General features: G+C 54.7%; 25 protein-coding genes and 1 tRNA gene. 6 read left to right on the top strand and 20 right to left on the bottom strand.

Annotated features, from left to right (window positions below; translation table 11 throughout):
• Positions 1-44: 44 nt before the first annotated feature.
• The 14 genes from AC4IE8_RS11960 to AC4IE8_RS12025 form a co-directional block, all read right to left on the bottom strand.
• Positions 45-121: transfer RNA gene (locus AC4IE8_RS11960), tRNA-Pro, on the bottom strand.
• Positions 122-174: 53 nt separating this feature from the next.
• On the bottom strand, positions 175-534 hold the full coding sequence (locus AC4IE8_RS11965) for a MerR family transcriptional regulator (RefSeq protein WP_068993809.1): 360 nt from the start codon (positions 532-534) through the stop codon (positions 175-177).
• On the bottom strand, positions 512-814 hold the full coding sequence (gene ihfA / locus AC4IE8_RS11970) for an integration host factor subunit alpha (protein ID WP_068993812.1): 303 nt from the start codon (positions 812-814) through the stop codon (positions 512-514). Before ihfA ends, AC4IE8_RS11965 begins: the two co-directional genes overlap by 23 nt.
• An 8-nt stretch (positions 815-822) precedes the next feature.
• The gene (gene pheT / locus AC4IE8_RS11975) at positions 823-3,198 is read right to left on the bottom strand and encodes a phenylalanine--tRNA ligase subunit beta (protein ID WP_490791102.1); all 2,376 of its coding nucleotides are present in this window, start codon (positions 3,196-3,198) and stop codon (positions 823-825) included.
• 47 nt (positions 3,199-3,245) lie between these two features.
• Positions 3,246-4,274, bottom strand: coding sequence for a phenylalanine--tRNA ligase subunit alpha (gene pheS / locus AC4IE8_RS11980; RefSeq protein ID WP_068993821.1), 1,029 nt, complete (start codon positions 4,272-4,274; stop codon positions 3,246-3,248).
• 196 nt (positions 4,275-4,470) lie between these two features.
• On the bottom strand, positions 4,471-4,830 hold the full coding sequence (rplT, locus tag AC4IE8_RS11985; protein WP_068993825.1) for a 50S ribosomal protein L20: 360 nt from the start codon (positions 4,828-4,830) through the stop codon (positions 4,471-4,473).
• 22 nt (positions 4,831-4,852) lie between these two features.
• Entirely contained in the window at positions 4,853-5,050 is a 198-nt protein-coding gene (gene rpmI / locus AC4IE8_RS11990) for a 50S ribosomal protein L35 (protein WP_068993829.1), read from the bottom strand.
• Positions 5,051-5,093: 43 nt separating this feature from the next.
• Positions 5,094-5,627, bottom strand: a complete 534-nt coding sequence (infC, locus tag AC4IE8_RS11995) for a translation initiation factor IF-3 (protein ID WP_490791103.1) — start codon at positions 5,625-5,627, stop codon at positions 5,094-5,096.
• A gap of 54 nt (positions 5,628-5,681) precedes the next feature.
• Positions 5,682-7,598, bottom strand: coding sequence for a threonine--tRNA ligase (gene thrS, locus AC4IE8_RS12000; protein WP_490791104.1), 1,917 nt, complete (start codon positions 7,596-7,598; stop codon positions 5,682-5,684).
• 307 nt (positions 7,599-7,905) lie between these two features.
• Positions 7,906-8,130, bottom strand: a complete 225-nt coding sequence (locus tag AC4IE8_RS12005) for a BrnA antitoxin family protein (RefSeq protein WP_490791105.1) — start codon at positions 8,128-8,130, stop codon at positions 7,906-7,908.
• Positions 8,131-8,185: 55 nt separating this feature from the next.
• Entirely contained in the window at positions 8,186-8,416 is a 231-nt protein-coding gene (locus AC4IE8_RS12010) for a BrnT family toxin (RefSeq protein WP_490791106.1), read from the bottom strand.
• A gap of 100 nt (positions 8,417-8,516) precedes the next feature.
• The gene (locus tag AC4IE8_RS12015; RefSeq protein ID WP_068993842.1) at positions 8,517-9,287 is read right to left on the bottom strand and encodes a metal ABC transporter permease; all 771 of its coding nucleotides are present in this window, start codon (positions 9,285-9,287) and stop codon (positions 8,517-8,519) included.
• Complete coding sequence (locus tag AC4IE8_RS12020; protein ID WP_068993845.1) at positions 9,284-10,189, bottom strand: metal ABC transporter substrate-binding protein; 906 nt, start codon at positions 10,187-10,189, stop codon at positions 9,284-9,286. The genes AC4IE8_RS12015 and AC4IE8_RS12020 overlap by 4 nt, the downstream gene beginning before the upstream one ends.
• A gap of 9 nt (positions 10,190-10,198) precedes the next feature.
• The gene (locus AC4IE8_RS12025; protein ID WP_068993850.1) at positions 10,199-11,416 is read right to left on the bottom strand and encodes a hypothetical protein; all 1,218 of its coding nucleotides are present in this window, start codon (positions 11,414-11,416) and stop codon (positions 10,199-10,201) included.
• 129 nt (positions 11,417-11,545) lie between these two features.
• Here AC4IE8_RS12025 and AC4IE8_RS12030 point away from each other — a divergent pair, with 129 nt between their 5' ends.
• The 5 genes from AC4IE8_RS12030 (at position 11,546) to znuB (ending at position 14,905) form a co-directional block, all read left to right on the top strand.
• Positions 11,546-11,677 (top strand): hypothetical protein, encoded by a 132-nt coding sequence (locus AC4IE8_RS12030; protein WP_490791107.1) that lies wholly within the window; start codon positions 11,546-11,548, stop codon positions 11,675-11,677.
• A 245-nt stretch (positions 11,678-11,922) separates the two neighbouring features.
• Positions 11,923-12,870 carry a zinc ABC transporter substrate-binding protein gene (locus AC4IE8_RS12035; protein ID WP_068993853.1) on the top strand — a complete coding sequence of 316 codons (948 nt, stop codon included), beginning with the start codon at positions 11,923-11,925 and terminating at the stop codon, positions 12,868-12,870.
• On the top strand, positions 12,867-13,364 hold the full coding sequence (locus tag AC4IE8_RS12040; RefSeq protein ID WP_490791108.1) for a Fur family transcriptional regulator: 498 nt from the start codon (positions 12,867-12,869) through the stop codon (positions 13,362-13,364). Before AC4IE8_RS12035 ends, AC4IE8_RS12040 begins: the two co-directional genes overlap by 4 nt.
• Positions 13,357-14,127, top strand: a complete 771-nt coding sequence (znuC, locus tag AC4IE8_RS12045) for a zinc ABC transporter ATP-binding protein ZnuC (protein ID WP_068993859.1) — start codon at positions 13,357-13,359, stop codon at positions 14,125-14,127. The genes AC4IE8_RS12040 and znuC overlap by 8 nt, the downstream gene beginning before the upstream one ends.
• The gene (gene znuB, locus AC4IE8_RS12050; protein ID WP_068993862.1) at positions 14,120-14,905 is read left to right on the top strand and encodes a zinc ABC transporter permease subunit ZnuB; all 786 of its coding nucleotides are present in this window, start codon (positions 14,120-14,122) and stop codon (positions 14,903-14,905) included. Before znuC ends, znuB begins: the two co-directional genes overlap by 8 nt.
• 239 nt (positions 14,906-15,144) lie before the next feature.
• Here znuB and AC4IE8_RS12055 read toward each other — a convergent pair whose 3' ends face one another.
• Positions 15,145-16,311 carry a hypothetical protein gene (locus tag AC4IE8_RS12055; protein ID WP_490791109.1) on the bottom strand — a complete coding sequence of 389 codons (1,167 nt, stop codon included), beginning with the start codon at positions 16,309-16,311 and terminating at the stop codon, positions 15,145-15,147.
• A gap of 174 nt (positions 16,312-16,485) precedes the next feature.
• On the opposite strand from AC4IE8_RS12055, the gene AC4IE8_RS12060 reads away from it, so the two are divergent.
• Positions 16,486-17,805 (top strand): gluconokinase, GntK/IdnK-type, encoded by a 1,320-nt coding sequence (locus AC4IE8_RS12060; RefSeq protein ID WP_490791110.1) that lies wholly within the window; start codon positions 16,486-16,488, stop codon positions 17,803-17,805.
• A 507-nt stretch (positions 17,806-18,312) separates the two neighbouring features.
• Here the strand turns inward: AC4IE8_RS12060 and AC4IE8_RS12065 are convergent.
• The 5 genes from AC4IE8_RS12065 to hypF all read right to left on the bottom strand — a co-directional run bounded on the left by AC4IE8_RS12065 (position 18,313) and on the right by hypF (position 24,157).
• On the bottom strand, positions 18,313-18,735 hold the full coding sequence (locus tag AC4IE8_RS12065) for a hypothetical protein (RefSeq protein ID WP_490791111.1): 423 nt from the start codon (positions 18,733-18,735) through the stop codon (positions 18,313-18,315).
• 478 nt (positions 18,736-19,213) lie between these two features.
• Positions 19,214-19,870, bottom strand: a complete 657-nt coding sequence (locus AC4IE8_RS12070; RefSeq protein ID WP_490791112.1) for a DNA-primase RepB domain-containing protein — start codon at positions 19,868-19,870, stop codon at positions 19,214-19,216.
• 21 nt (positions 19,871-19,891) lie between these two features.
• The gene (gene amrB / locus AC4IE8_RS12075) at positions 19,892-20,692 is read right to left on the bottom strand and encodes an AmmeMemoRadiSam system protein B (protein WP_490791113.1); all 801 of its coding nucleotides are present in this window, start codon (positions 20,690-20,692) and stop codon (positions 19,892-19,894) included.
• Positions 20,689-21,771: an AmmeMemoRadiSam system radical SAM enzyme gene (gene amrS, locus AC4IE8_RS12080; RefSeq protein WP_490791114.1), complete on the bottom strand. Its 1,083-nt coding sequence runs from the start codon at positions 21,769-21,771 to the stop codon at positions 20,689-20,691. The genes amrB and amrS overlap by 4 nt, the downstream gene beginning before the upstream one ends.
• Before the next feature lie 46 nt (positions 21,772-21,817).
• On the bottom strand, positions 21,818-24,157 hold the full coding sequence (hypF, locus tag AC4IE8_RS12085) for a carbamoyltransferase HypF (protein WP_490791115.1): 2,340 nt from the start codon (positions 24,155-24,157) through the stop codon (positions 21,818-21,820).
• Positions 24,158-24,430 lie beyond the last annotated feature (273 nt).

Below are 24,430 nucleotides of genomic sequence, written 5' to 3' on the forward strand. Positions count from 1 at the left end.
ACGGCAAAAAAAAGGGGTTACCCATGGGTAACCCCTTTTTTATTTGGTCCGGGCGGGGTGATTCGAACACCCGACCCCTACAACCCCATTGTAGTGCGCTACCAGACTGCGCTACGCCCGGAAAGAGCGGCAATACTAGGCAGTTACACGGCCTATGTCAATGCCAGGAAAGGTTTATCGTTTGAGGATATGCAGAAGCTCTTCCAACTCACCGCGTAGTTGCTTGATGATCTGCTGGCTCTGCTGCAGATCCTCTTTTGCGGTATCCCCGGAAAGCTGCTGACGTGCCCCACCGATGGTGAATCCCTGCTCATAGAGCAAGCTGCGTATCTGCCTGATCATCAGCACATCGTGCCGTTGATAGTAGCGTCGATTACCCCGCCGTTTGACCGGTTTGAGCTGCGGGAACTCCTGCTCCCAATAACGCAGAACATGGGGCTTAACCTGGCAAAGGTCACTCACTTCGCCAATCGTAAAATAGCGTTTGCCCGGTATTGCGGGCAGATCGGTATTACTGCTGCTCGGATCCAGCATAGGCTTCTACTCGTGCCTTAAGTTTCTGTCCTGGTCTGAATGTCACCACCCGACGCGCCGAGATCGGGATCTCTTTGCCGGTTTTCGGATTTCGTCCAGGCCTCTGTTTCTTTTCACGCAAATCGAAATTTCCGAACCCGGAAAGCTTTACCTGCGCCCCTCGTTCCAAAGACATGCGGATCTCTTCAAAGAACATCTCCACCATCTCCTTGGCTTCACGTTTGTTCAGTCCAAGCTCATCAAAAAGCCTGGCTGCCATATCTGCTTTTGTCAGTGCCATTTGTTGTCCTAATCTCTCAGTTTCGCGCCTGTATCCTTAGCCAACCGTTGTAACACCGCGTCGACCACCTCATCCACTTCCTTATCAGTAAGAGTGTGTGATTTTTCCTGTAAAATCAATCCCAATGCGAGACTTTTTCGACCCGAATCTATGTTTTCTCCAGTATAGACATCAAAAAGCAGGATGTCTTTAATAATTTTGCCGGATTCATCACGAATAAGATTCCTGATCGACTCAAAACTGACATTTTCGTCCACCACCAGAGCGATATCTCGACGGATGGATGGGTATTTGGAGAGCGCCTGAAATCCGGGCAGCACACCCTCGGCCAGGTTTTCCAAGGCCAATTCGAACACAAACGTCGCCCCATTCAGGCCCATTTTCTGCTCCAGTTCCGGATGCAGCATACCCAGCATACCCACCACCTTGTCGTGGATGCGCACCTCGGCAGATTGACCTGGATGCAGTGCAGGATGTTTAACGGCCGCAAAACCGATACCTTGATGGCGCCCTGTCAGACTCAACAGTGCTTCCAGATCCGCCTTGATATCGTAAAAATCGACCGCACGGCCGGCTTCACCCCACTGCTCGGCTTGAGCGTTACCCGCGATCAAGCCTGCGATCATCGGCTCCTGTTCAATGCCGTCTCCCTGGCGAAAGCAGAGACCGGACTCGAAAATCCGCACCCGCTGCTGCTGCCTCGACTGGTTGTAGACGGCTGTCTGGATCAATCCCGGCCACAGAGAGGTGCGCATTACCGACATATCGGCAGAGATTGGATTGGCGAGGCGAATGCCTTTCGCCTCCGGATCGACCTGTGCCTCAATCTCAGGACTGATGAAACTGTAGGTGATCACTTCCTGGTAATCTCGTCCCACCAACAGGTTTTTTGCGCTCGACAGACTGAACTCAGCCTCCCGACGATCGGCCATGACCATCGCGGACTTGCCTCTGTGAGGCGGAATTTTTGCGTAACCATAGATACGCCCAACCTCTTCAATCAGGTCCTCTTCGATCGCAATATCAAATCGGCAGCTTGGTGCTGTTACCCGCCAGCCCGCCGTCATTTCGATGATTCTCATATCGAGACGATTGAGAATATCAGTCACTTCGGCCCGATCGATTTCAACCCCGAGCAGACGATTGACCCGGTCCGCACGAAGCAGAATCTCCGGTCGCTGTTGGATCATCGACTCATTGTTCGCTTCCACCACCGGACCCAGTTCACCTCCGGCAATCTCTACCAGCAGTTGTGACGCCCGCTCCATCGCCTGAGCCTGCAGATAGGGATCGACGCCCCTTTCGAAACGATGCGAGGAATCTGTATGCAGCCCATAGGCTCTGGCTTTACCACTGATTGCGGTGGGTGCGAAAAAGGCACTCTCCAGCAGGATATCCCGAGTAGCGTCAGACACCGCCGAATCCTCGCCTCCCATGATACCGGCCAGCGCCAGAGGACGATTGGCATCGGCGATCACCAGTGTCCCTTCGCTGAGCTCGATCTCCTGGCCACCGATCAGGGTCAGCTTCTCGTCAGGCTCGGCAAGCCGTACCCGGATCCCCGTTTCGATCTTCTGCAGATCGAAACCGTGCATCGGCTGACCCAGTTCCAACATCACATAGTTGGTCACATCCACTACCGGTCCGAGCGATCGCACATCACCACGGCGCAGGCGCTCCTGCATCCACAACGGCGTCTGTGCATTGACATCCACACCACGCACCACCCGGCAGAGATATCTGGGGCAGGCCTGGTCCGCTTCCAGTGCCACATCGACCCGCTCATCTGTGGTTGCTGGCTGAGACTCAATTCGGGGAAACTCAACCGCACAGCGATTGATCACCCCCACCTCCCGGGCTATGCCGAGCAGTCCCAGGCAGTCACTGCGGTCCGGGGTAAGATCCACATCGATACTCTGATCCTCGAGTCCCAGGTATTGGCGAAAATCATCTCCAACCGGTGCATCTTCCGGCAACGGCATGATACCGTCGGACTGTTCCGCCAATCCCAGTTCGCTGGCGGAGCAGATCATCCCGGATGAGCTGACACCTCTGAGCTTGGCCTTTTTGATCTTGAAATCACCAGGCAAACGGGCGCCGACCGTGGCCACCGGCACACGCATCCCGGCCGCAACATTTTTCGCCCCGCAGACAATCTGCAGTGGCTCCTCAGCGCCGATGCTGACCTGACATACGCTCAACTTGTCCGCATCCGGGTGGGCTTCACGGGCCAACACCTCACCAACCACCACCCCATTGAAGGCGGCGGCGACCGGTTCAACGGAATCCACCTCCAGACCGGCCATACTCAGCTGGTCCGCCAACTCCTGGGTTGTTACCGGTGGATTGACCCACGCCCTTAACCAGGCTTCACTGAATTTCATGCTTATCTACCACTCTATAGCTCTACTGACGCCGAACACTCTGTTTATTAGGCAAACTGCTTTAGAAAGCGCAGGTCATTTTCAAAGAAAAGACGAAGGTCATTGACCCCGTAACGCAGCATGGTCAAACGTTCGACCCCCATGCCGAAGGCGTATCCAGTGTACTTCTCACTGTCGATACCCACATGGCGGAAAACCTCCGGATGGATCATGCCGCAGCCAAGAACCTCCAGCCAACCGGTGTGACTGCAAACCCGGCAGCCTTCACCACCACACATCACGCACTCGATATCAACCTCGGCAGAAGGCTCGGTGAAGGGGAAGTAGGAGGGCCGGAAGCGTAGCTTCAGCTCCCGCTCGAAGAAGTGGCTGAGGAAGTCATACAGCACGCCCTTAAGGTCGGCAAACGAAACATCCTCATCTACCAGGAATCCCTCCACCTGATGGAACATTGGTGTGTGGGTCAGATCGGAATCGCAACGATAGACCCGGCCCGGCGCGATGATCTTCATCGGCGGTTCACCCTTTTCCATGGTGCGTATCTGCACCGGAGAGGTATGGGTACGTAATAACAGGTGCGCATCGAAATAGAAGGTATCGTGCATCGCCCGCGCCGGATGGTGATCGGGAATATTCAAGGCTTCGAAGTTGTGATAATCATCTTCGATTTCCGGCCCCTGAACAGATTCGAATCCGGCACTGGAGAAGAGCCGTTCGATACGCTCAAGGGTTCGGCTGACCGGATGCAGACCGCCACGTTGCAGCCCCCTGCCCGGCAGGGTCACATCGATCTTTTCGTCGGCCAGTCGTTGCGCCAGCGCCGCCTCTTCGAGTTCACCTTTACGGGATTCGATCGAGCGTTGCAGGGCCTGCTTGGCTTTGTTGATTTTCTGTCCGGCCTGAGGTCTCTCCTCAGGGGGCAGGCTACCCAGTTTCTTCAATTGTGAAGTCAACTGGCCACTCTTACCCAGATAGGAGACGCGAATCTCATCCAATGCGGGCAGACTGTCGGCCTGTTTGATTGCACTTTCGGCAGCTTCAATCAGACTTTGTAAGTCCAATGTGGAATCTTCCATCTGTCTATTTAAACCTCAAGTGAGCGAATAAAGGGGCTGTTTCGGTCAGTTTTCCAGTGGCCGGCCATTGCCAATTCGCCAATCTATCAACTGACAAACCTAGGTCATGCGGATCCATGACAAAAAAAGGGGAAAGCCTCAGGCCTTCCCCTTCTTTGCTTACTCTGCCACCGGTTGAACCGGAAACAGTAGTTATTTAGCTGGAAAGCGCGGCCTTGGCCTGTTCTGCCAGCACGCTAAATGCCGCTTTGTCGTTCACCGCCAGGTCAGCCAGCATCTTACGATCGACTTCGATGTTGGCCAGATGCAGACCGTTGATCATGCGGCTGTAGGACAGACCGTTATCACGGGCTCCGGCATTGATACGGGCAATCCACAGCGCACGGAATTGGCGCTTTTTCTGACGGCGATCGCGATAAGCGTATTGACCGGCCTTGATGACCGCCTGCTTAGCGACACGATAAACTTTTCTACGGGCACCGTAATAACCCTTAGCTTCATCAAGCACCTTTTTATGGCGGGCGTGTGCTTGTACACCACGTTTTACTCGGGACATAGTTCAGATCCGGTTCGTTAGGTTAGGCGTAAGGCATCATACGACGGGCGATTGCCACATCGGACTTTGCGATGGTGTTGGGTGCACGCAACTGGCGTTTCCGCTTGGTGCTCTTCTTGGTCAGAATATGACGGCGATGAGAGCAGTTACGCTTGAATGAACCGGACGAGGTGCGTTTGAACCGTTTGGCCGCACCACGATTAGTCTTAATCTTGGGCATCGTTTTAACTCCGCGATTTGTACGCCTTAAGGCGTAAAAAAAGTTACTTTTTCTTGGGACCGAGCACCATCACCATCTGGCGGCCTTCCATTGCGGGTTTCTGTTCCATCTGACCATATTCAGCCAGATCCTTTTCCACCCGTTCAAGAAGCTCCAAACCCAATTTACGGTGAGCGTGCTCACGACCGCGGAACCGCATGGTTACCTTGGTCTTATCCCCGTCTTCAAGGAAACGTATCAGGTTGCGCAGTTTTACCTGATAATCCCCTTCGCCAGTCCCTGGCCGGAATTTGATCTCTTTGATATGAACCTGCTTCTGCTTTTTCTTGGCAGCCTGTTTCGTCTTCTTCAATTCGAAGAGAAACTTGCCATAATCCATCACGCGACAAACCGGGGGCTCCCCGTTCGGCACGATCTCCACCAAATCCAGCCCTGCATCCTGAGCAGCCCTAAGGGCATCTTCAATCGATACAACACCTACTTGTTCACCATCAGCGCCAATGAGTCTTACTTTAGCTACAGCAATGTCATCATTAAGACGGTGCTTTTTCACAGCAGCGATAGTCGGTTCCTCCAAAAAGTCCAAACCCTAAAAGTAGAAAAAGCACCGGAAAACCAGTGCTTTTTACACTCAATTTACTCGTTGAGACACTTCTGCGTTGGCCCGTTCCATGAACTCACTCAGAGGCATGGATCCAAGATCCTCCCCGGTGCGAGTACGCACAGCGACGGTCCCTTCCTCCATCTCCCGATCACCGATGACCAGCAGATAAGGCACGCGCATCAACGTATGCTCGCGGATTTTAAAGCCAATCTTCTCATTTCTCAAGTCCGATTCTACCCGAAAACCGTTATCCCGCAGTGATTTGTGGCATTGATTCAGATATTCGGACTGTCGATCGGTGATATTCAGCAGTACTGCCTGTACCGGAGCCAGCCAGATCGGCAGTGCGCCGGCATAGTGTTCAATGAGGATTCCGATGAAGCGTTCCAGCGATCCAAGGATCGCCCGATGCAACATCACAGGGACCTTTTTACTATTATCTTCAGCAATATAGCTCGCCCCAAGACGATCAGGCATGGAGAAATCGAGCTGTATGGTACCCAGCTGCCAGACCCGGCCGAGACAGTCCCGCAGGGAGAATTCGATCTTCGGTCCGTAGAAGGCACCCTCCCCCGGCTGCAGCTCCCAATCGAGTCCCTGATGATTGAGGGCATCTTCCAGGGCTTTTTCCGCTTTATCCCAGACTTCGTCCGAACCAACCCGTTTTTCCGGTCGGGTGGAGAGTTTGACCAGCACTTCGTCGAAGCCGAAATCCTTGTAGACCTCGAGCAGCAATGTATTGAACGCCTCTACCTCGGAGAGAATCTGATCTTCGGTACAGAATATATGGGCATCGTCCTGTACGAAGTTTCTCACCCGCATCAAACCATGCAGGGTGCCGGATGGCTCATTGCGATGGCAGGAACCGAATTCCGCCAGGCGCAGGGGCAGATCCCGGTAGCTCTTCAGCCCATGGTTGTAGATCTGAATATGCGCCGGGCAGTTCATCGGCTTGATCGCATAGACCCGGTCATCGGTCTCGGTGACAAAAATGTCGTCACGGAATTTTTCCCAATGCCCCGATTTTTCCCACAGGCTGCGATCGATCACCTGAGGTGTATGGACCTCCTGGTAACCGTGGTCTTTCAGCTTGTCCCGAATATATTGCTGAACCGTAAGATAGATGCGCCAGCCCTTGTCGTGCCAGAAGGCCATACCAGGAGACTCTTCCTGGGTATGGAACAGATCCTGGGTCTTGCCGATCTTACGGTGATCCCGTTTTTCAGCCTCCTCCAGTCGGTGCAGATAGGCCTTCAGCTCCTTCTTGTCCCGCCAGGCTGTACCGTAGATACGCTGCAGCATCTCGTTGTTGGAGTCGCCACGCCAGTAGGCGCCGGCCACTTTCATCAATTTGAAGCCTTTACCCAGCATGTTTGTGCTCGGCAGGTGGGGACCTCGACAGACATCGAACCACTCACCCTGGCGATAGACAGACACCTCTTCACCCTCGGGGATGAATTCTTTGATGATCTCAACCTTGTAGGTCTCACCGATCGAGTCGAAGGTCTTGATCGCCTCTTCCCGATCCCAGACTTCCCGGGTAATCGGCAGATTGCGTTTGACGATCTCCTGCATCCGCTGTTCGATCTTTTTCAGATCGTCCGGGGTAAACGCCTCGTCCCGGGCGAAGTCGTAGTAGAAACCGTCTTCAATGGCAGGACCGATGGTCACCTGGGTACCGGGATAGAGCTCCTGTACCGCTTGCGCCATAACGTGGGCGGCATCGTGGCGCAACAGTGGCAGGGCCTCCTCGTCACGACTGGTGACGATGGCGAGTTCGCAGTCCGCCTCGATCAGAAAGGAGGTATCGACCAGTTCACCGTTAACCCGACCGGCCATCGCCGCTTTGGCCAGTCCAGGACCGATATCGGCAGCCACATCATGGACCGTCACCGGATCGTCAAAATTACGTTGGGAACCATCGGGAAGAGAGATTACAGGCATTCGTGTGCATCCTCATCAGTGGTGGCCCATACGAGAGGCCACTTGAAACAAAAAAAGCCGGCGCATCAGGGCCGGCCCGCTCGGTAAGAGTTTTCCTTCTTACTGTTGGTTAATGTTGTTATAAAATCAACAAGTTAATCAACCAACTCAATATCGGTGGAAGTCTAATACAGCGCCACTTCCAAGTCAAAAGGATCTGATGATTCTGTGAGCAGGAATCTAATAAAGTTTCTAGCCCAGCATGCACACTTCCGGTGCACTAATATATTCGTCTAAAAGTTTCTCTATGTTTGCAAAGCGGGGCTGGTCAGAGTTGTTTATGCCACTGAATATCCACCCGCCTGTGATGAGTCATACAATCACGGAGATAGAGGTTTATTAAACTCTGATAGGGCACACCGGACTCTTCAGCCACCCCTTTAAAATAGGCTATGACATCTTCACTTAGCCTCATCGTGACAGGCTTTTTCAGCTTGGAAGCATAAAGATTTTTACGAGATTTCATATTAGAAAGATCGTACTCTTTTTTCATGATGAGTTACCTGCGTAATAGTTACGCTCTCTACTTGTTGCCTTTCTTGCTGAAATTATCCGAATTGTTCTGCCTGCATCTTTTTGCAATGGCAAACAATCAAGATTCTGGATTCACTGCTAAGACCAAGCATAAGAACGCGGTCTTCTTCCAGCTCTGAATTCTCAGAGTCATAGAATTGAATAGCAAACTCGTCATAAAACACAATTTTAGCTTCTTCAAACGAGACTCCGTGTTTTTGCAGATTTGCTACAGCTTTAGTTGAGTTCCATTCAAACTGAATCATATGTACATTGCATGTACACACTCTCTGGATTTCAAGTAAACACACAGATGGCCCTAATGTGTCGGCAAAAACAACCAATGCCATCAACTTCAATTGAATCTCAGGAGTGTGGGGAGAGTACCCTTCTACTGAATATCAAACCTGCCACCAGAGAAGTCATGGCCAGCGTGTAGACAATCATCGCCCCGGCCGGCATATCGAGGAGTGCTGCAACGATCAAGCCTGAGCCATAACCGAATGCGGCAATCAGATAGCCGATCCCATCCGCCCAACGGCCTGACTTCCTGAGTGCAAGCGCTGGCATGATCAGTGTTGCAAAGACCAGGTAGACACCGATCAGCTGTACCGAAGCGGTGATGGCGATGGCAAACAGCAGGTAGAAGAGCAGCGACGATGAGCGCTGGCGCAATCCGTACCAGAGCAAAAGCACCACCGCATAGAGCAATGCCACAGGAAGCAGTTGATGGTAGTCGACCCAGAGGATCTGACCCACCAGCATCTCTTTCAGATGATCACCACCGTGCGGGTTGGCCGCCAGCAACAAAATACTACCGCTCGAAGTGAGGACAAACAGGGTTCCGATCAGCGCCTCCTGGATCTCCGCCCAACGCTGCTCTGTCATATGCAGCAGCAGTGAGGCGCTGACCGCCGCCGTGACCGCGATCAGCTGAACCTGCCAGCCACCCGGCTCCCAGCCGAAACTGTAAGCGGCAATCAGACCCATGGCGGCGGTCTGGGCGACTGCCAGATCGAGAAAGATGATCCCCCGCTGCAATACCTGCCGACCTAACGGCACATGGGTCGAAGCCACCAGCAGACCGGCCAGGAAGGCAGGCAGCAGCAGTTCCGGATCCAACAACTGCCAGTTCATTGCACCAGCTTCAGCAGACGCTTGAGAGTGACGTCATAGAGGGAAAACAGATCGGTCACTTCCGCTGCACCACCTACCGTATAGGGCAGCTCCACCACCTCGATGCCACTCAGTTGAGAGAAGCGTTTGGCCGCTTTCGGACTCTGATAGTGGGTATGAAGGATGGCGGCAGCAGGATTCTGTTCCATTTCCTGCTTCAAACTGGTCAGGTGGCTGGCACTGGCCGGCAGTCCCGGTTTCGGCTCCAGTGCACCCGCATTCACCATCTGCAGCCAATCGAACAGGTAGCTCCAATCCATATGATGGACCACCACTCTGAGACCTTTCAGGGGTGCAGCGACCTGCTCCCATGTTTCGATCGAGTTCTGCCAGCGCTGTTTGAAGTCATTCCGCCGCTGCTCATACAAGCCACCATTCTGTGGATCCAGCTCGATCATCCGCTCACTCAACGCCATGGCGATGGCCAACAGCCTGTGGGGGTCGAGATGCACATGGGGATTTCCCGAAGCGTGCAGATCCCCCAGGGAACGATCCAGGACTTCAGGCACATCCAGGCGATCCACCAACATGGCCGCCTCGAAATAGCCCTTCTGCCCGGACAAGACCTGTCGGTTACCCGCTTTCCGTTGCAGCATCGGCAACCAGCCGACCTCCAGTTCCGCACCACTGCAGATCAGCAGGTCCGCCCGGCGCAGCTTGGCAATCAGGCTGGGGCGCGCTTCAATGTGATGGGGATCCTGTCGGGCGGTCGTGGCCGATGTGACTGTAACCCTATCCCCACCCAGAGCCTCAGCCAGTGAGGCCCATTCGGGCTCACAGGCAAAGACATTCAGACCGGCGTTGGCCGATTGGGCGAGCATCATGCCGATCGCCGACAGCAACAGCACTATTCTGCTCAACATGGTCTGCTCCTAAAACTGATGGGCACCGTGGGAACCGAGGCTCACAATGTATTGGAGGGTGATGATGTTGTCCTTATCTTCATAGGACTCATCCCGGGCAAACTGCAGCCGCACCCGACTGTACTCACTGTGGGAGTAGTCACCCATCAGGGTAAAGCGCTGAGGTGTGTGGCCCTCGTTGTCCAGGCCCGCCTCGGCCAGCACCTCTTCATCGGAGCCTTTGTTGTCCGAATCGAGCCAATCGTAGCGCAGACCGACCCGCCAGCGGGGCATGAACTGATAGACCGCCTGCAGATAACCACCCTTCTGCTCGCCGTCGTATGTAGTTGATTCCGGTGCATCCGACTCGTCGTCCATTACCACATCGCCATCCTCATTGCGGATGAAATATTCACCCTGGATCTTCAGGTGCCGCTCTGTGGCATTGCCGTGAGGGGACCATTTCCAGACGAAGTCGATACCGGTAACGTCACTGTCACCACTGTAGGTGGGGGTTTCATGACCACCCTCCTCATCCTCATGATGGTGATGGCCACCCGAGGTTCGGCCCTCGACTTCCGCCCGCCAATGGGAGATGCCCAACTGCCAGGCCTGGCTCTCACCCAGGTCACCCCCGACCTTGGCGAAGATGGTAGAAGCGCCGACACCGTCATTACTGGCACCAGCGGCGGGAAAGCGTTCCCCCCGGGTGATCTCGGCACCCACTTTGACAAACATCGGGGTTGGCGCAACCCAACTCAGATGCACACCATCATCGAGTAACTGGTCACCGAACAGCCCCCGATAGATCAACGGTGCATCGGTGAAATCCCAGGCGTGGGGATGTTGCTGGTTGAGGTAGCCCAGACCTGAGAAAAAGCGACCCGCTTTCGCGGTAATACCATGCCCCAAGCCCAAGGTCTCGATATAGGCCTCTTCCAGCTCGACCTCGGTCTCACCATCGTGTTCGGCGATTGCGGCCGTCATCTTGCCGTAGAAAAGATCATCCACATTGGCACTCAGAACCAGCTCGCTATGCCCCAGATGAAACCCCTCTTCGCCGCGACCGGCCTCACCACCCAGCATAAAACCGGGCAGCTCATAATCGGAATCGTTGTCGAATGAACCATAGCGGCCATCCAGAATAAGACTGATCTCCGGATTGAAGCTGCTGTCGCCAGCGGCCCCGGCGGCTGTCGATAAAATAGCCGCCATCACGGCAGCACCCTGTAACAGACGTGTACTCATAAAACCCTCAACAAAAAACTGGAATCATCACACTCCAATCCGCTTGACCCAGGGCGGATACCCCTGGTCAATCAGGACTGAAAACAGTTGGAATCTGTAACCAATCAACCAGTGTATGGAGGGGCTCTGATGAGCTGGGAGTTTACCCAGTGGTTGGTGCAAATTGAGGATGAGAAACAGACAACTGGAAGCGAACGCCAATCCGGCAGCGCCAGGGGAAAGCTTGGTGATGTGCTGAGCCCATGGCCATGGGCCGAGTAGCAGACCTCGCAAATCTCATCCTGATCGTGATCATGGTCATGATAAATATGATCTAGCCATATCCCTTGAGAGATCAGGAGATTGAGGATCAGGATTGTCAGCAAGGCTGTACGCATAGAACCGGCTACTTAAAAGCTCACTGGAAAGTCAAAAGATCCTGCTCATCAGGATTTTCGATCATGGCGCTGCATTATGTTACAATATAACATAACAATATAAAAATATTTATTGATTAATCAGGCACCATGACTCACAGAAGTTCCAAATCAATCGCTCTACTGCTCTTCATCACAACCCTACTGTTCAGCAGTTCCAATTTAGCCGGGCCCAAGGTTGTGGTCAGCATATTACCGGTACACTCCCTGGTTTCAGGCCTGATGAGTGGTATCGGCGAGCCCTATCTGCTGCTGAAAGGCAATCAGTCCCCGCACACCATGACACTGAAACCCTCGGATGTCCGGGCAATCAGCCAGGCCGACCTTTTGGTGTGGGTAGGTCAATCGCTGGAATCACCACTTACCAGTGTGATAGAGAATAATTCCGATGCAGAGAGCGTCATCAGTTTGCTGGCAATCCCCAATATGCACCTTCTGCCGATACGAGATGATCTGGACTGGTCAAGCCATGACCATTCGAAACACCATCATGAGGCTCATACGGATGAGGAGTTGGAGTGGGACAACCATATCTGGCTATCGCCGAAAAACGCCCGCACCACCGTTCGATACCTCGCTCAGGCGCTGATCAGACTCGATCCCGAGCATACAGCGGACTACCAAACCAACCTGCAAAAGCTGCTGCAGCGAATCGATCGAGAGGAGATGGCGTTCCATACCACGATATCGGCCGTTAAAGATCGTCCATTTATCGTTTTCCATGATGCCTACCATTATCTCGAGGATCATTTTGGTCTGAATGCCGTGGGATCCGTCAGTATCAGCCCGGAACGCCAGAGTGGCGCAAAACATATCGATGAACTGCAACAGAAAATCCGCAGGCTGGAAGCCAACTGTGTCTTCAGCGAACCCCAGTTTCAACCCAAACTTGTGGAAACCCTGACATCCGGTTCCAAGGCGAATACCGGCATTCTTGATCCTTTGGGAATGGCGCTCGACCCGGGTCCGGAAGCCTACTTTCAATTGCTGAACGGCTTGGCTGACAACCTTGCCTCCTGTCTCGGCGGTGCAATATGAAAACCAACAACCCAGCCTTTCCAAGTGCCGACCACGATCACAAACACTGTGTCTCCCTTGCGCTTAAAAATGCTGAAGCCTATTGTCTGCAACAGGGGCTGCGTCTGACCAAGCTGCGTCACCAGGTTCTGGAGTTGATCTGGGCCAACCATCAACCGGTGGGCGCCTACGAACTGCTGGAACAATTGACCCAAGAAGGCCGTAAGGCAGCTCCACCCACCGTCTATCGGGCTTTGGATTTCCTCATGGAGAACGGCCTGGTGCACCGCATCAGCTCGCGTAACGCCTATGTGGGCTGCAGCCATACCGGACATGATCACACCGCACAGTTCCTGATCTGTGAAACCTGTGGACAGGTAGCGGAACTGGATGATGCCCGGATCGGTTCCGTCATCACGAAAGATGCCGATCAACTGGGTTTCACCGTGGCCCAATGGACGCTTGAGATCAGCGGCATCTGCGACCAGTGCAAACGGGGCACAGCGGATGAATAGCCAGGGGGAGACGCTGATCGAGGCCAAAGCGGTCAGCATCTCTCATCAGGGAAGAGCGGTATTGCAGAATGTGAACATGGCAGTCCAACGTGGGGAGATCGTCACGCTGATCGGACCCAATGGCGCCGGCAAGACCACCTTGGTGCGGGTGATGCTGGGCCTGCTCAAAGCGGATAGTGGCGATGTCGTCCGATCGCCAGGGCTCTGCATCGGCTACATGCCGCAACATCTGACTCTATCTGAGAATATGCCGCTGACTGTCATGCGCTTCCTCACCATGGCGGGCAAAAACAGCAAACTCAGTATGCAGGATATTCTGCAGGAGTTGGATATTGAGCAGCTCGCCGATTACCCCATGCAGCGACTCTCCGGGGGTGAACATCAACGGGTCTTGCTGGCCCGCGCCCTGTTGCGGCAACCGGACCTGCTGGTGTTGGACGAACCGGTTCAGGGTGTGGATGTCACCGGACAGGCCGCTCTCTACAACCTGATCACCCGTATCCGCGATCGTTTCAATTGTGGTGTTTTGATGATCTCCCATGATCTTCACCTGGTGATGGCGAATACCGACCAGGTGCTTTGTCTCAACAACCATGTCTGCTGTTCCGGACATCCGGACAGCGTCAGTCAGCACCCCGCTTATCTGGAACTGTTCGGTACAGCCGTCCAGGCCGAGCTGGCGATCTATACCCATCATCATGACCACACTCATGACATTCATGGCAATGTGAAGTCCGATGACGAGGGGCATGGTCATGGATGATTTTCTGCTGCGTGCTCTGGTCGCCGGTCTGGGGGTTGCACTGGTAACCGGCCCGCTGGGTGTGTTCGTGGTGTGGCGAAGAATGGCTTATTTCGGTGACACACTGGCCCACTCCGCCCTGCTCGGTATCGCGCTTGGTATTCTGCTGGGAATCAACCTCAATCTTTCGGTGATCCTGTTGAGTATCCTGCTCGCCTTGCTACTGGTCGGCATGAACAGAAACCGTCATCTTTCACACGACACCCAGCTCGGTATTCTGGCCCACAGTGCGCTCTCTTTGGGCCTGGTGGTGATGGCCTTTCAAACCTCGGTGAGGGTCGATCTGATGGCCTATCTGTTTGGCGACATTCTGGCGGTCAACGCCACCGATCTGCTGTGGGTCTGGGGTGGTGGCTTTGTGGTTCTGACCATACTGATGCTGATCTGGAAACCTTTGCTCTCCATTACGGTTCATGAAGAACTGGCACAGGTGGAAGGTACGCCGGTGATGGCGGTACGACTGGCCTTCATGCTGCTCATCGCCCTGGTGATTGCGGTATCGATGAAAATCGTTGGTGTGCTTTTGGTGACATCGATGATGATCATCCCGGCGGCGGCGGCAAGAAGCCTCAGCCGCACACCGGAGCAGATGGCGCTGCTGGCGGCCGTGATGGGCGCCCTATCGGTAATCCTTGGGCTGGCCGGCTCCTGGCAATGGGACACCCCGGCGGGACCATCGGTGGTGGTTGCGGCTGCCCTGCTGTTCAGTATTGTCAGAATCGTGATACCGCCCAGGTAAGCCTGTGCCCTGAAGCGTTGTCATCGCCTGGAAATTTCAAGCCGCAAATCACCGCAAATACTCGCCAACAAAATCACTCATATTCGGTGCTTAAGACCTTCGTCATCCCAGCGGATGCCGAAAGTGGTTACCTGATGACTCCTTAGTCATATTTGCATTCATTAGCGGACTAAAAATAGTGATTTTTTTATTTGCGAATATTTGCGGTGATTCGCGGCTTAAATCTCTATTTCAAAACATCACTCGGCAGGCCAGTAGTCGGTTGCGATTCCGGACCCCAGATCGGCCTCGATGAGTCGGCGTCGTACTTCCAGCAGTCGCTCCAGTAGCGCCGGCTCGGCTTTTTCGTAAGCCTCCGCATCGGGTACCCGTTTGACCACCACACCCAACAGCTCGGTGATCGCATTGCCAATCGAGTTCTGACTGATGGTGACGATCAGTTTTCCCGCTTCGTTTCTGTAGATCAACTGTTTAAAGGCCGGCTGCCAGCGAACCGAGTTGGCATACTTGGCATCGACGATACAACGGTCCCTGACCCTTTTCGCCGTTGCCAAAAAGTCGTTGTTGAAAAGCAGCATGCTCTCGACCTGCTCCGGATAGTAGACATCCCTTGGCATCGGCGCATTACGGGTCGAAACCTGACTGAAGAAGGTTCGATAGAAATCGATGAAGCCTTCCAGGATGGCATCATACTCCTGCCAGAAACGGATGTTCTTCAGCGCAGCGCCACCACCGCGAATCTCCCAACAGGGTAGCCCCTGCGGATAGCCGGTCAGATTGATGCCCGACTCATCCGAGCTGATCGGTTTCAACACCTTCAGCTCCAGCGCACTGTCAAAAAACTCCCGGTAAACATCCCGCATATAGGCCTGGAACAGACTGTGCTGACCACCGTCCGAGAGATTGGGGTTTTTCGGATCGGCCATCTCCGCCTGTCTCAGCTGGGCCATAGGGAAGCTGATGAAATGGTTGTGCAGCATTCGGATACTCGGCACACCCGGCGAGGTCAGCGGCCAGGTCGCATCGAGACTGGCTTCACCGGCGAGCAACAGATGGTCCGCAGGATCGGGATAGGCCTCCAGCATATATTCGATGATGATCTGGTTCATCCGGTTCCAGACATGCCGTACATCCTCAGGCACCTGTGTACGCCGCACCGGCCGACCCAGGGGATTCAGAATTACCTGGGAGGTGTTGTAGATGATCGAGGTATCGAACTCGGTACTGTGCCCCAACGCCTTGCGATAGAGCAGCAGATTCTCCGGATTCATCAACAGGCCATTGTTATGCACCAGGTCGTTGAGGTTTTCAGTACTGTTGAAAAACTCATTCGGCTTCATACCCTCCGGAACCTCCAGCGGTATGGGGCGAAAAGGGGTGGTGATCTCCCGTGGGCCGTACTCCATGAATCTACCTCCTGATGATGAAGTGCCAACTGTTGAATGACACCCTAAACAGGCTCAGCGTTGAAATCAAAATGATCGCGCCTATAGGGGCATTATTTATGCGGATGTGGCGCGAGCCCCACTCGGCTATGATGAGGGGCATCTGTCAGGGGTGCATGCAAGGAGGAATCTGGAGTGATTATCATCGTGATGGGGGTTTCCGGTTCAGGTAAATCCACAGTCGGTCGGCTGCTTGCTGAGAAGACCGGCTGGCGGTTTATCGAAGGAGACCACTATCACCCGGCTGAAAACCGGGTAAAAATGGCAGCGGCGGAACCACTCAACGATCAGGACCGCCAACCCTGGCTGACCAGCCTGGCGAATCTCATCGACAGACATCTGCAGATGGATCGCTCCGCCGTACTCTCCTGCTCTGCGCTGAAACAGGTCTATCGGGATCAGTTGATGAGATCCCCTGAGGCGGTACGTTTTGTCTATCTTGAAGGATCCTATGAACTGATCCTGTCACGCCTCAAACAGCGACCAGATCACTTCATGAGAGTGGAGCTGCTGCAGAGCCAATTCGATGACCTGGAGACTCCATCAAACGCCCTCACCTTACCGATAGATCAACCAGCCGATACGATTGCCGATCAGATCATGAAGCACATGCAACTCACTCCCGGAAATGCGGAAACTGAGGTACTGCTCGAACAATTGATGTTCCCTGAAGCACCCCGCTGGCGGGACAACCAACTCTGGTTCACCGATCAGCACGCCCAACAGGTGGTCAGGGTCAATCTGCAGGGAGAGTCGCATGTCGTCGCCGAACTGGATGACCTGCCCGGTGGTCTGGGCTGGCTGCCGGACGGCCGTCTGCTGGTGGTCTCCATGACCAAGCGCCGGATTCTTGCCCTGTCGGATCACAAACTCACTCTCTATGCCGACTTGTATGAGCTTGCCTCCTTCCACTGCAACGACCTGCTGGTCGATCCCCTCGGGCGTTGCTATGCCGGCAACTTTGGTTACGACCTGCATGGTGGTGAGGCCCAGGCACCCGCTGAATTGATCCTGGTAACTCGTGATGCCAAGCCGCAACTGGCTGCGGAGCAGCTGATCTTTCCCAATGGGTGCGCTCTGAGTCAGGATGGCAAGACGCTGCTGGTGGCCGAGACCTTCGCCTCCCGCATCACCGCCTTTACGGTTTCCACTGATGGAAGCTTGACCCAGCGACGACTCTGGGCCGATCTGAACGGCGCCTACCCTGACGGAATTGCGCTGGACAGCCAACAGAATCTCTGGGTTGCTGCACCAAACCGATCGCGTCTGCTGCTGGTTAAAGAAGGCGGCGAGATCGTACGTGAAGTCATGCCGGTCGGCGATCCTTACGCCTGCATGGTGGGTGGCGCAGAGAACGATACCCTGTTCATCACCAGTTCAGAGACCGATAACCCTGAAGAAGCCAGACGACTGCGCAGCGGCCGGATAGAGACACTCAAGTTATACGTGCTGTAAGACTGGACGCAAAATGGACGTAAATCACCGCAAATAGTGCGTATATGTTTTGTTTCAAATCACTGCTCTCCCATTAACCTAAATTGATACTAATGGGTTAATTTCAGTTGGTCTCTTCAACCTATCGTAATTTGAGACATGAAAAGCGATAACCAACAAGAGATAAAGGTTAATGCACCCAATCACCAGCACACCAAACAGACGGAGAGAGTAGCTCCCCTCTCCCCTTGCGGGAGAGGGGCCGGGGGAGAGGGGGAGCATCCATCAGTACCCTCAAATGTATAAAAATCCGCATTACAAGGATTGATGTTTCCATACAGTATGATTGATGCCTAAGTAACACCAAATGCAAGATGCTCACCCTCTCCCCAACCCCTCTCCCATCAAGGGAGAGGGGCTTTTATGCATCTCCTTGGCTAATTTAGAGTTAGCGGAAAGCCGTGGTTTCAAATATAAATTCGCAATGCTTTGTGGTGATGAGCGTTCATTCGCAGATTAAACAAAAAACTATTTTGTTGCCCAATCAAGCTGCTGATAGGTTTCGGCTCCCACCGCGGCACAGAGATGATTCATTCCCTGAATCGCATTGGCAGACGTATCGCTGGTGTAGTACTCCAGATCCTTGTAGGTGATTCGCAGACCCAGGCGGTCTTTACCCGCCATGATTCCGAGCATCACCCGGGTACCGGGGTTTCGTTGTCTGAAATCGATGATCTCAACCTGGGCGGTCTCGGTCGATGAGATGGTGCGGCCACGGCTTTGGGCTTCAGCCCGGTAAGCCTGCCTGATCAGCGGAATGACCTTCGCATTCTGTGCACAGGCTCCGCAATTCCAGATGATGTTCAACTTTGGCAGACTGCTTCCATGGACACTCAAGCTGAGCAGAAACAGCATCAAAAATAGCGTCACTTGTCGGTTCAATTGATTCATAACCTCTCCCTGTTCTCCTGAATCATCACCAGGACCTGTTGATTGGATCAACCTCCCCTATCCCGACGATTATTGGATGACGAAAAGCCAATTAACTCAGAAACTGATTAAGCCTTGTATACGGGGTTACCCGAGCTAGGGTTTTCTTGTATTTGGAATTGTGGATTCATAGAAAGCTGTTCTGTGTGACCTCATCGCCACACCATTAACTTCAGTCTATCTTAATGCCCCTCTCCCTTTACGGGAGAGGGGTTGGGGAGAGGGTGTACGCGAAGCGTTTCACTATGTGATCGATAATGCCGCTTTTACCCTTCATCTTTTATCATATCGATTCTTGGAGAAATGATGCCGTTGATTCCCCCCTCTCCCCAGGCCCCTCTCCCGCAAGGGGAGAGGGGAGCTGTTTACCCCACCTGCTAATTTGTGAAAACTTGCGGTACTTAGCGTGCATTTGCGGTATCAATAAAACAGCTCCGAACTATCCACCAAGTAGTTTTTCGACTAGCCATGTATTCAGGGGCGGAGCGTTTGATATTGCCAAAATCTTGGGCAACCGGGGAGAGTTCAAACGTTTCCTGCGCCAGAACCCCGGCAGTTGCATCGACTGGTTGAGCGCCTGTACCCGGCTGTCCCCCTGATAGCATCTGGCCAGCTGTTGCTGACAGCTCTGGAATTCACTCAGTGGGAAGTCTTCAACCCGCCAGTAGTAATGGTAGTGATCCGTTGAAGTCTCTACCCGTATATGGGGTTGTACAGGAAACCGCTCGACATCGATCCCCTGGTCGTCATCGATAAAGATCGCCCGGACACGACAGATATCCTCGACATCGCGCCCAACCCCGTTGGTCTGATTGATGGTTGCGGTTATCACGGCACCTTCGCCGTTGAGCTGTACAAGTCTCTCCCAACAGTCGGAAAGCGAGCCGTGAAGCGCAGTTTCCAAAGGATCCTTTGAGCCGTTGCGTGTATAGGCTGAATCGGAAAAGGTGCGGAAGGAGAACTGCTGATGTTCCGCATCGAGTGCCTGCAGGAATGACTCAGCCTCCTGCCGGTCCGGTTTAAGCTCACGACCTGACTGCACGATCCAGGAGGCAAGATGAGCTACACAGGGGTCCCGCTGAAAACGTCTCTTCATGGGTTGAGGTTCAAATTTTACTCAAAGGCTCAATGATGGCTCGGTAAAGGCGTAGGCGCCATAACCCACAACCCGGCTCTTATCCCCGGCGGTGTCCCCGGAGTTGCGAAGATCGACGATTTCACCCTGCAGTCCGAGTTTTTTAGCAAGCAGCAACAGACCTTGTACCGGGATTCTGCCACAGGCATCCTCGTAGCGGATTGAGTCGGGATCGAGGCTGACGATCGATTCACTGGTCTGCTGATCGAGCCGCTGTGCGGTCTCATAGTCGTGAAAGTGGCTGAGATCTGAACTGATCACGATTAAAGTCTCCGGCCCACCCCAGAGTTTGCTGAGCACCTCGGAAACGGCCTCGCCCATGGCATCCCCGACCACCATCGGCACCAGGGTGAAGTCGGTCAGAAGCTGTTGCAGAAACGGCAGTTGAACCTCTAATGAGTGTTCGTTGGCGTGGGCCTGATCGAGATGAACCACCTGAGGCAGGTTTTCCAGCTCGGCAATCAGCTCTTTATCGAGTGGAATATCCCCTAAGGGGGTTCGAAAGGAGTCCGCACTGCTGACGGCCAAACCATGAAATGGCACCCGGTGAGAGGGACCAAGCAACACCACCCGCTTGATTCTGTCGGCCACTGGTTTGAGACGGGCGTAGACCCGGGCCGCCACAGCACCGGAATAGATATAACCGGCATGGGGCGCGATCAATGCTTTGGGTGCTTCACCTTCGGGCGCCACGGCATCCAGATAACCCTTTACCATTTCACTCAATCCGGCCGGGTCGCCAGGATAGAAAAGATCGGCGACTGCCGGTTGCCTGACTGTCATTGCGCACCTCTTTGAAGATTGACCACTTGACGACGACTCCCCCACATACCCGGTTCAGCTTCAAACAGTCCCGGCAGTTTCGTGCCGCATTGTTGGCAACACCCATCCGGGGTAAGCGCCCAGCTGCCCAATTCATACCAATCCCGCTGAATCAACCGGCTGCCGCATTGATGGCACCAGGTGCTCGACTCCTGCGGATCATGCACATTCCCCACATAGGCATACCTGACCCCGTTCTCCATGGCGATCCTTCTTGCCCGGCTCAGGGTGGTATGGGGTGTGGGCGAATGGTCGCGCATCTTCCAGTCGGGATGGAAGGCGGTAAAGTGCATCGGCACCTCCGGCCCGAGGTTTTCCACCACCCACTGGCTCATCGCATGCAGCTCCTGATCGGAGTCGTTCTCACCGGGGATCAGCAGCGTGGTGAGCTCGAACCAGACGGAGGTCTCCGCCTTCAGATAGAGCAGTGTGTCCAGCACCGGCTGCAGGTGGGCACCGGTCAGTTTGTGATAGAAGGTTTCATCGAACGATTTCAAGTCCACATTCGCCGCATCCATGGTGCGGTAGAACTCCTCCCGGGGCTCCTCGCAGACATAACCTGCGGTAACCGCCACCGATTTGATATCGATCTCGGCACAGGCCTGGGCCACATCGATGGCATACTCGTGAAAGATCACCGGATCATTGTAGGTATAGGCCACGCTGCGGCAGCCACTGTTGTGCGCGGCCTGGGCGATGGTTTCCGGTGAGGCGGCGTCAGCCAGGGTATGCTGCTGTCTCGATTTGCTGATGTCCCAATTCTGGCAGAATTTACAGGCCAGATTGCAGCCCGCGGTACCAAACGAGAAGATCGGCGTACCGGGCAGAAAGTGGTTGAGGGGTTTTTTCTCGATCGGATCGACACAGAAGCCACTGGAGCGGCCATAGGTATTCAATACCACCGCACCCTGGTAGTTCTCACGCACATAACAGAAGCCCTGCTTACCCTCCTTGATCTTGCAATAGCGGGGGCAAAGATCACACTGCACCCGGTCTTCAGTGAGTTTGTGCCAATATTTTGTAGGAAAATGGTCGTTCATCTGTGACGCCCAAATACCGCCTCCTCTAACTTTAAATGTAGCCTGTTCAGGACAAAGCGACAGCCGCACCGATGGCGGCCTGACCCAGAGCCAATCCCCCATCGTTGGAGGGCACCTGGCGGTGGCTGAGCAGTCTGAACCCCTGTCCGCTGAGGTTGGCGGAAACCAGTTCGAACAGGGTCTTGTTCTGAAAAACACCGCCGGACAAGGCGATGGTGTCGAGTTCCGCCTGCCGCGCCAGCTGCGCAGCCAGTTCGCTGATGCTGATCGCCAAACCGGCATGAAAACGCCAGGCGATCCGCTCCACGGCAACGCCTTTGTGCAGATCCTGCAGCAGTCCCAGCCAGAGTCCCTCAGCCTGCAGACATTGGACGCTATCAACCGCGACCGGGTTCAATCTGTAGCCCTCATCCTCCGGTTCACGACCAAGCCGTGCCAGGGTCTCCAGCTCGATGGCGGCCTGCCCTTCGTAGCTGATCTCTTCCCGGCAGAGGTTCAGCAGCCCCGCCACCCCATCGAACAAGCGGCCGCAGGAGCTGCTCATGGGCGAGTTGACGCCACCATCAACCATCCGAACGAGCACCTCGATAGGCTGTTGCTGCAGCCAGCTGACAGGTTCCAGATCTCCCCATTCACTGACGACTCTCTGCCAGCCCAGATAGTGGTTGAGCTGGCTGAAGGTGTTACGCCAGGGCTGTTTGATCGCCTGGACTCCACCGGGCAGCGGCACAGGATTCAAATGCCCCAGGCGTTGGAAACCCAGGTAGTCCGCCAACAGAAATTCACCACCCCAGATGGTGCCATCATCCCCGTAGCCGGAGCCGTCCAGGGCGATCCCGAGCACCTCACCCCCATCCAGGGGCCACTCATTTTCAGCCAGCACACTGGCGATATGCGCATGATGGTGCTGCACCAGCAGCAGCTCAAGCCCCTGCCCCTCTGCCAAGGCCCTGGCGTGCTGGGTCGAGCGATAGTTGGGATGACGGTCCGCCACCAGGTGGCTGGGACGGTGATCGTAGAGGCCGGCATAGAGCTCCAGATTTTTCAGGTAGTCCTGGTAGGAGATCAGGTTCTCCAGATCCCCGATATGCTGGGAGAGAATCCCCTGCCCCTGGCGCAGCAGGCAGAAGGTGTTCTTCAGCTCACCCCCCAGGGCCAGCAGCTCCGGTGCCTGCCCGAAACCCTCGGGCAGCGGTATGGGGGCCGGTGCATAACCCCGCGCCCTTCGCAACAGCCTGGCCTCTCCATCGACCAACCGCACCACCGAGTCATCCACCCGGTTGATGATCTCCCGGTCGTGCAGCAGGAACAGGTCGGCCAGGGGCTGCAGCCGTTCGGTGGCCTCCCGGTTATCGATGCACTGGGGCTCCTCGATCATGTTGCCGCTGGTCATCACCAGGGGCCGCTCCCAGTCGGCGAGCAGCAGATGGTGCAAGGGGCTGTAGGGCAGCATGAAACCCAGAGAGGCCTGGCCTGGCGCCAGATTCTCCGGCAGACCATTATCCTCCTGCTGTTCGAGCAACAGGATGGGCGCACTGCTTTCAGCCAGCAATCCGGCTTCTCTTTCGTTGAGGCTGCAGTAGCGACGAATCACCGCACAATCCCTGGCCATCAGCGCAAAGGGTTTGTGATGTCGCCGTTTGCGCTCCCGCAGAGTGGTCACCGCCTGCTCATTGGTTCCGTCACAGGCCAGATGAAAACCACCGATGCCTTTGATCGCCAGAATCGCCCCTTGGGCGAGACGCCGGCTCGCCTCCTGAATCGCATCCTCACCGGCCTCAGTCGATTCGATCACGTCACGCTGGGCATCGCACAGCCAGACCTTTGGCCCACACACGGGACAGGCATTGGGCTGGGCATGAAAGCGTCGGTCGGCCGGATCTTCATACTCATGGCGACAGGCCTCACAGAGAGGAAAGTGGCGCATGCTGGTGTTGGCCCGGTCGTAGGGGATACGCTCGACGATGGTCAGTCTGGGGCCACAGTGGGTGCAGTTGGTAAAGGGGTAGCGATAACGCCGGTTCTGTGGATCCTGGAAATCCTCGACACAGGCCTGACAGGTAGCGGCATCTGGCACCACGCCGGTCTGAATCTCACCCTGCTGACTGACTGAGATCTCAAACGAGGCCTGCTCCGGCAGATCACTGGTTGGTTGGCGCTTGAGATCATCGATCCGCGCCAGAGGTGGCGGATCATCCAACAGCAACTGGCAGAATCGATCGATCTGAGCCGCCTCACCACAGAGATGGATCTCCACCCCATGGGCATCGTTCCACACCGAGCCACGCAAGCCACACTCACGGGCCAGGTGCCAGACTTTGGGTCGAAAACCAACCCCCTGCACCAGTCCCTGAACCCGGATACGCTCAGCTGATTCAATTGCCATTGTTCTGTTTCATCTCTTTAAACCGCTCTGCAATGACGCTTTATCACACAGTTTGTCGTCACCCAGCAGTCCTTACAAAGTTCCCATGAATGACCTAGGGATTGTTTCTGTCCCACTAACTTTCAGCCTGCCCTGAGCAAATCTGAAAGCCCCTCTCCCTTGATGGGTGTATAGACCGGTGTCAAGGGTAACAGGTGTTCGGAGACATAGGTAACACGTTGAAGATTCATCGATATGGATTCCTTAAGTCGATTTCAGCGACCTTTATGTGGC

The sequence above is a fragment of the Candidatus Thiodiazotropha sp. AKAK2 genome (assembly GCF_058244685.1).

Bases quoted from the DNA above. Each gene is read 5' to 3' on its own strand.
- AC4IE8_RS12025 (WP_068993850.1), bottom strand. From the start codon at position 11,416: ATGAGTACACGTCTGTTACAGGGTGCTGCCGTGATGGCGGCTATTTTA.
- rpmI (WP_068993829.1), bottom strand. From the start codon at position 5,050: ATGCCCAAGATTAAGACTAATCGTGGTGCGGCCAAACGGTTCAAACGC.
- znuB (WP_068993862.1), top strand. From the start codon at position 14,120: ATGGATGATTTTCTGCTGCGTGCTCTGGTCGCCGGTCTGGGGGTTGCA.
- amrS (WP_490791114.1), bottom strand. From the start codon at position 21,771: ATGAACGACCATTTTCCTACAAAATATTGGCACAAACTCACTGAAGAC.
- AC4IE8_RS12040 (WP_490791108.1), top strand. From the start codon at position 12,867: ATGAAAACCAACAACCCAGCCTTTCCAAGTGCCGACCACGATCACAAA.
- ihfA (WP_068993812.1), bottom strand. From the start codon at position 814: ATGGCACTGACAAAAGCAGATATGGCAGCCAGGCTTTTTGATGAGCTT.
- AC4IE8_RS12065 (WP_490791111.1), bottom strand. From the start codon at position 18,735: ATGAATCAATTGAACCGACAAGTGACGCTATTTTTGATGCTGTTTCTG.
- hypF (WP_490791115.1), bottom strand. From the start codon at position 24,157: ATGGCAATTGAATCAGCTGAGCGTATCCGGGTTCAGGGACTGGTGCAG.
- AC4IE8_RS12055 (WP_490791109.1), bottom strand. From the start codon at position 16,311: ATGGAGTACGGCCCACGGGAGATCACCACCCCTTTTCGCCCCATACCG.
- AC4IE8_RS12035 (WP_068993853.1), top strand. From the start codon at position 11,923: ATGACTCACAGAAGTTCCAAATCAATCGCTCTACTGCTCTTCATCACA.
- AC4IE8_RS12020 (WP_068993845.1), bottom strand. From the start codon at position 10,189: ATGTTGAGCAGAATAGTGCTGTTGCTGTCGGCGATCGGCATGATGCTC.
- AC4IE8_RS12070 (WP_490791112.1), bottom strand. From the start codon at position 19,870: ATGAAGAGACGTTTTCAGCGGGACCCCTGTGTAGCTCATCTTGCCTCC.
- AC4IE8_RS12005 (WP_490791105.1), bottom strand. From the start codon at position 8,130: ATGAAAAAAGAGTACGATCTTTCTAATATGAAATCTCGTAAAAATCTT.
- pheT (WP_490791102.1), bottom strand. From the start codon at position 3,198: ATGAAATTCAGTGAAGCCTGGTTAAGGGCGTGGGTCAATCCACCGGTA.
- AC4IE8_RS11965 (WP_068993809.1), bottom strand. From the start codon at position 534: ATGCTGGATCCGAGCAGCAGTAATACCGATCTGCCCGCAATACCGGGC.
- amrB (WP_490791113.1), bottom strand. From the start codon at position 20,692: ATGACAGTCAGGCAACCGGCAGTCGCCGATCTTTTCTATCCTGGCGAC.
- pheS (WP_068993821.1), bottom strand. From the start codon at position 4,274: ATGGAAGATTCCACATTGGACTTACAAAGTCTGATTGAAGCTGCCGAA.
- AC4IE8_RS12030 (WP_490791107.1), top strand. From the start codon at position 11,546: ATGAGCTGGGAGTTTACCCAGTGGTTGGTGCAAATTGAGGATGAGAAA.
- AC4IE8_RS12010 (WP_490791106.1), bottom strand. From the start codon at position 8,416: ATGATTCAGTTTGAATGGAACTCAACTAAAGCTGTAGCAAATCTGCAA.
- AC4IE8_RS12015 (WP_068993842.1), bottom strand. From the start codon at position 9,287: ATGAACTGGCAGTTGTTGGATCCGGAACTGCTGCTGCCTGCCTTCCTG.
- znuC (WP_068993859.1), top strand. From the start codon at position 13,357: ATGAATAGCCAGGGGGAGACGCTGATCGAGGCCAAAGCGGTCAGCATC.
- rplT (WP_068993825.1), bottom strand. From the start codon at position 4,830: ATGTCCCGAGTAAAACGTGGTGTACAAGCACACGCCCGCCATAAAAAG.
- thrS (WP_490791104.1), bottom strand. From the start codon at position 7,598: ATGCCTGTAATCTCTCTTCCCGATGGTTCCCAACGTAATTTTGACGAT.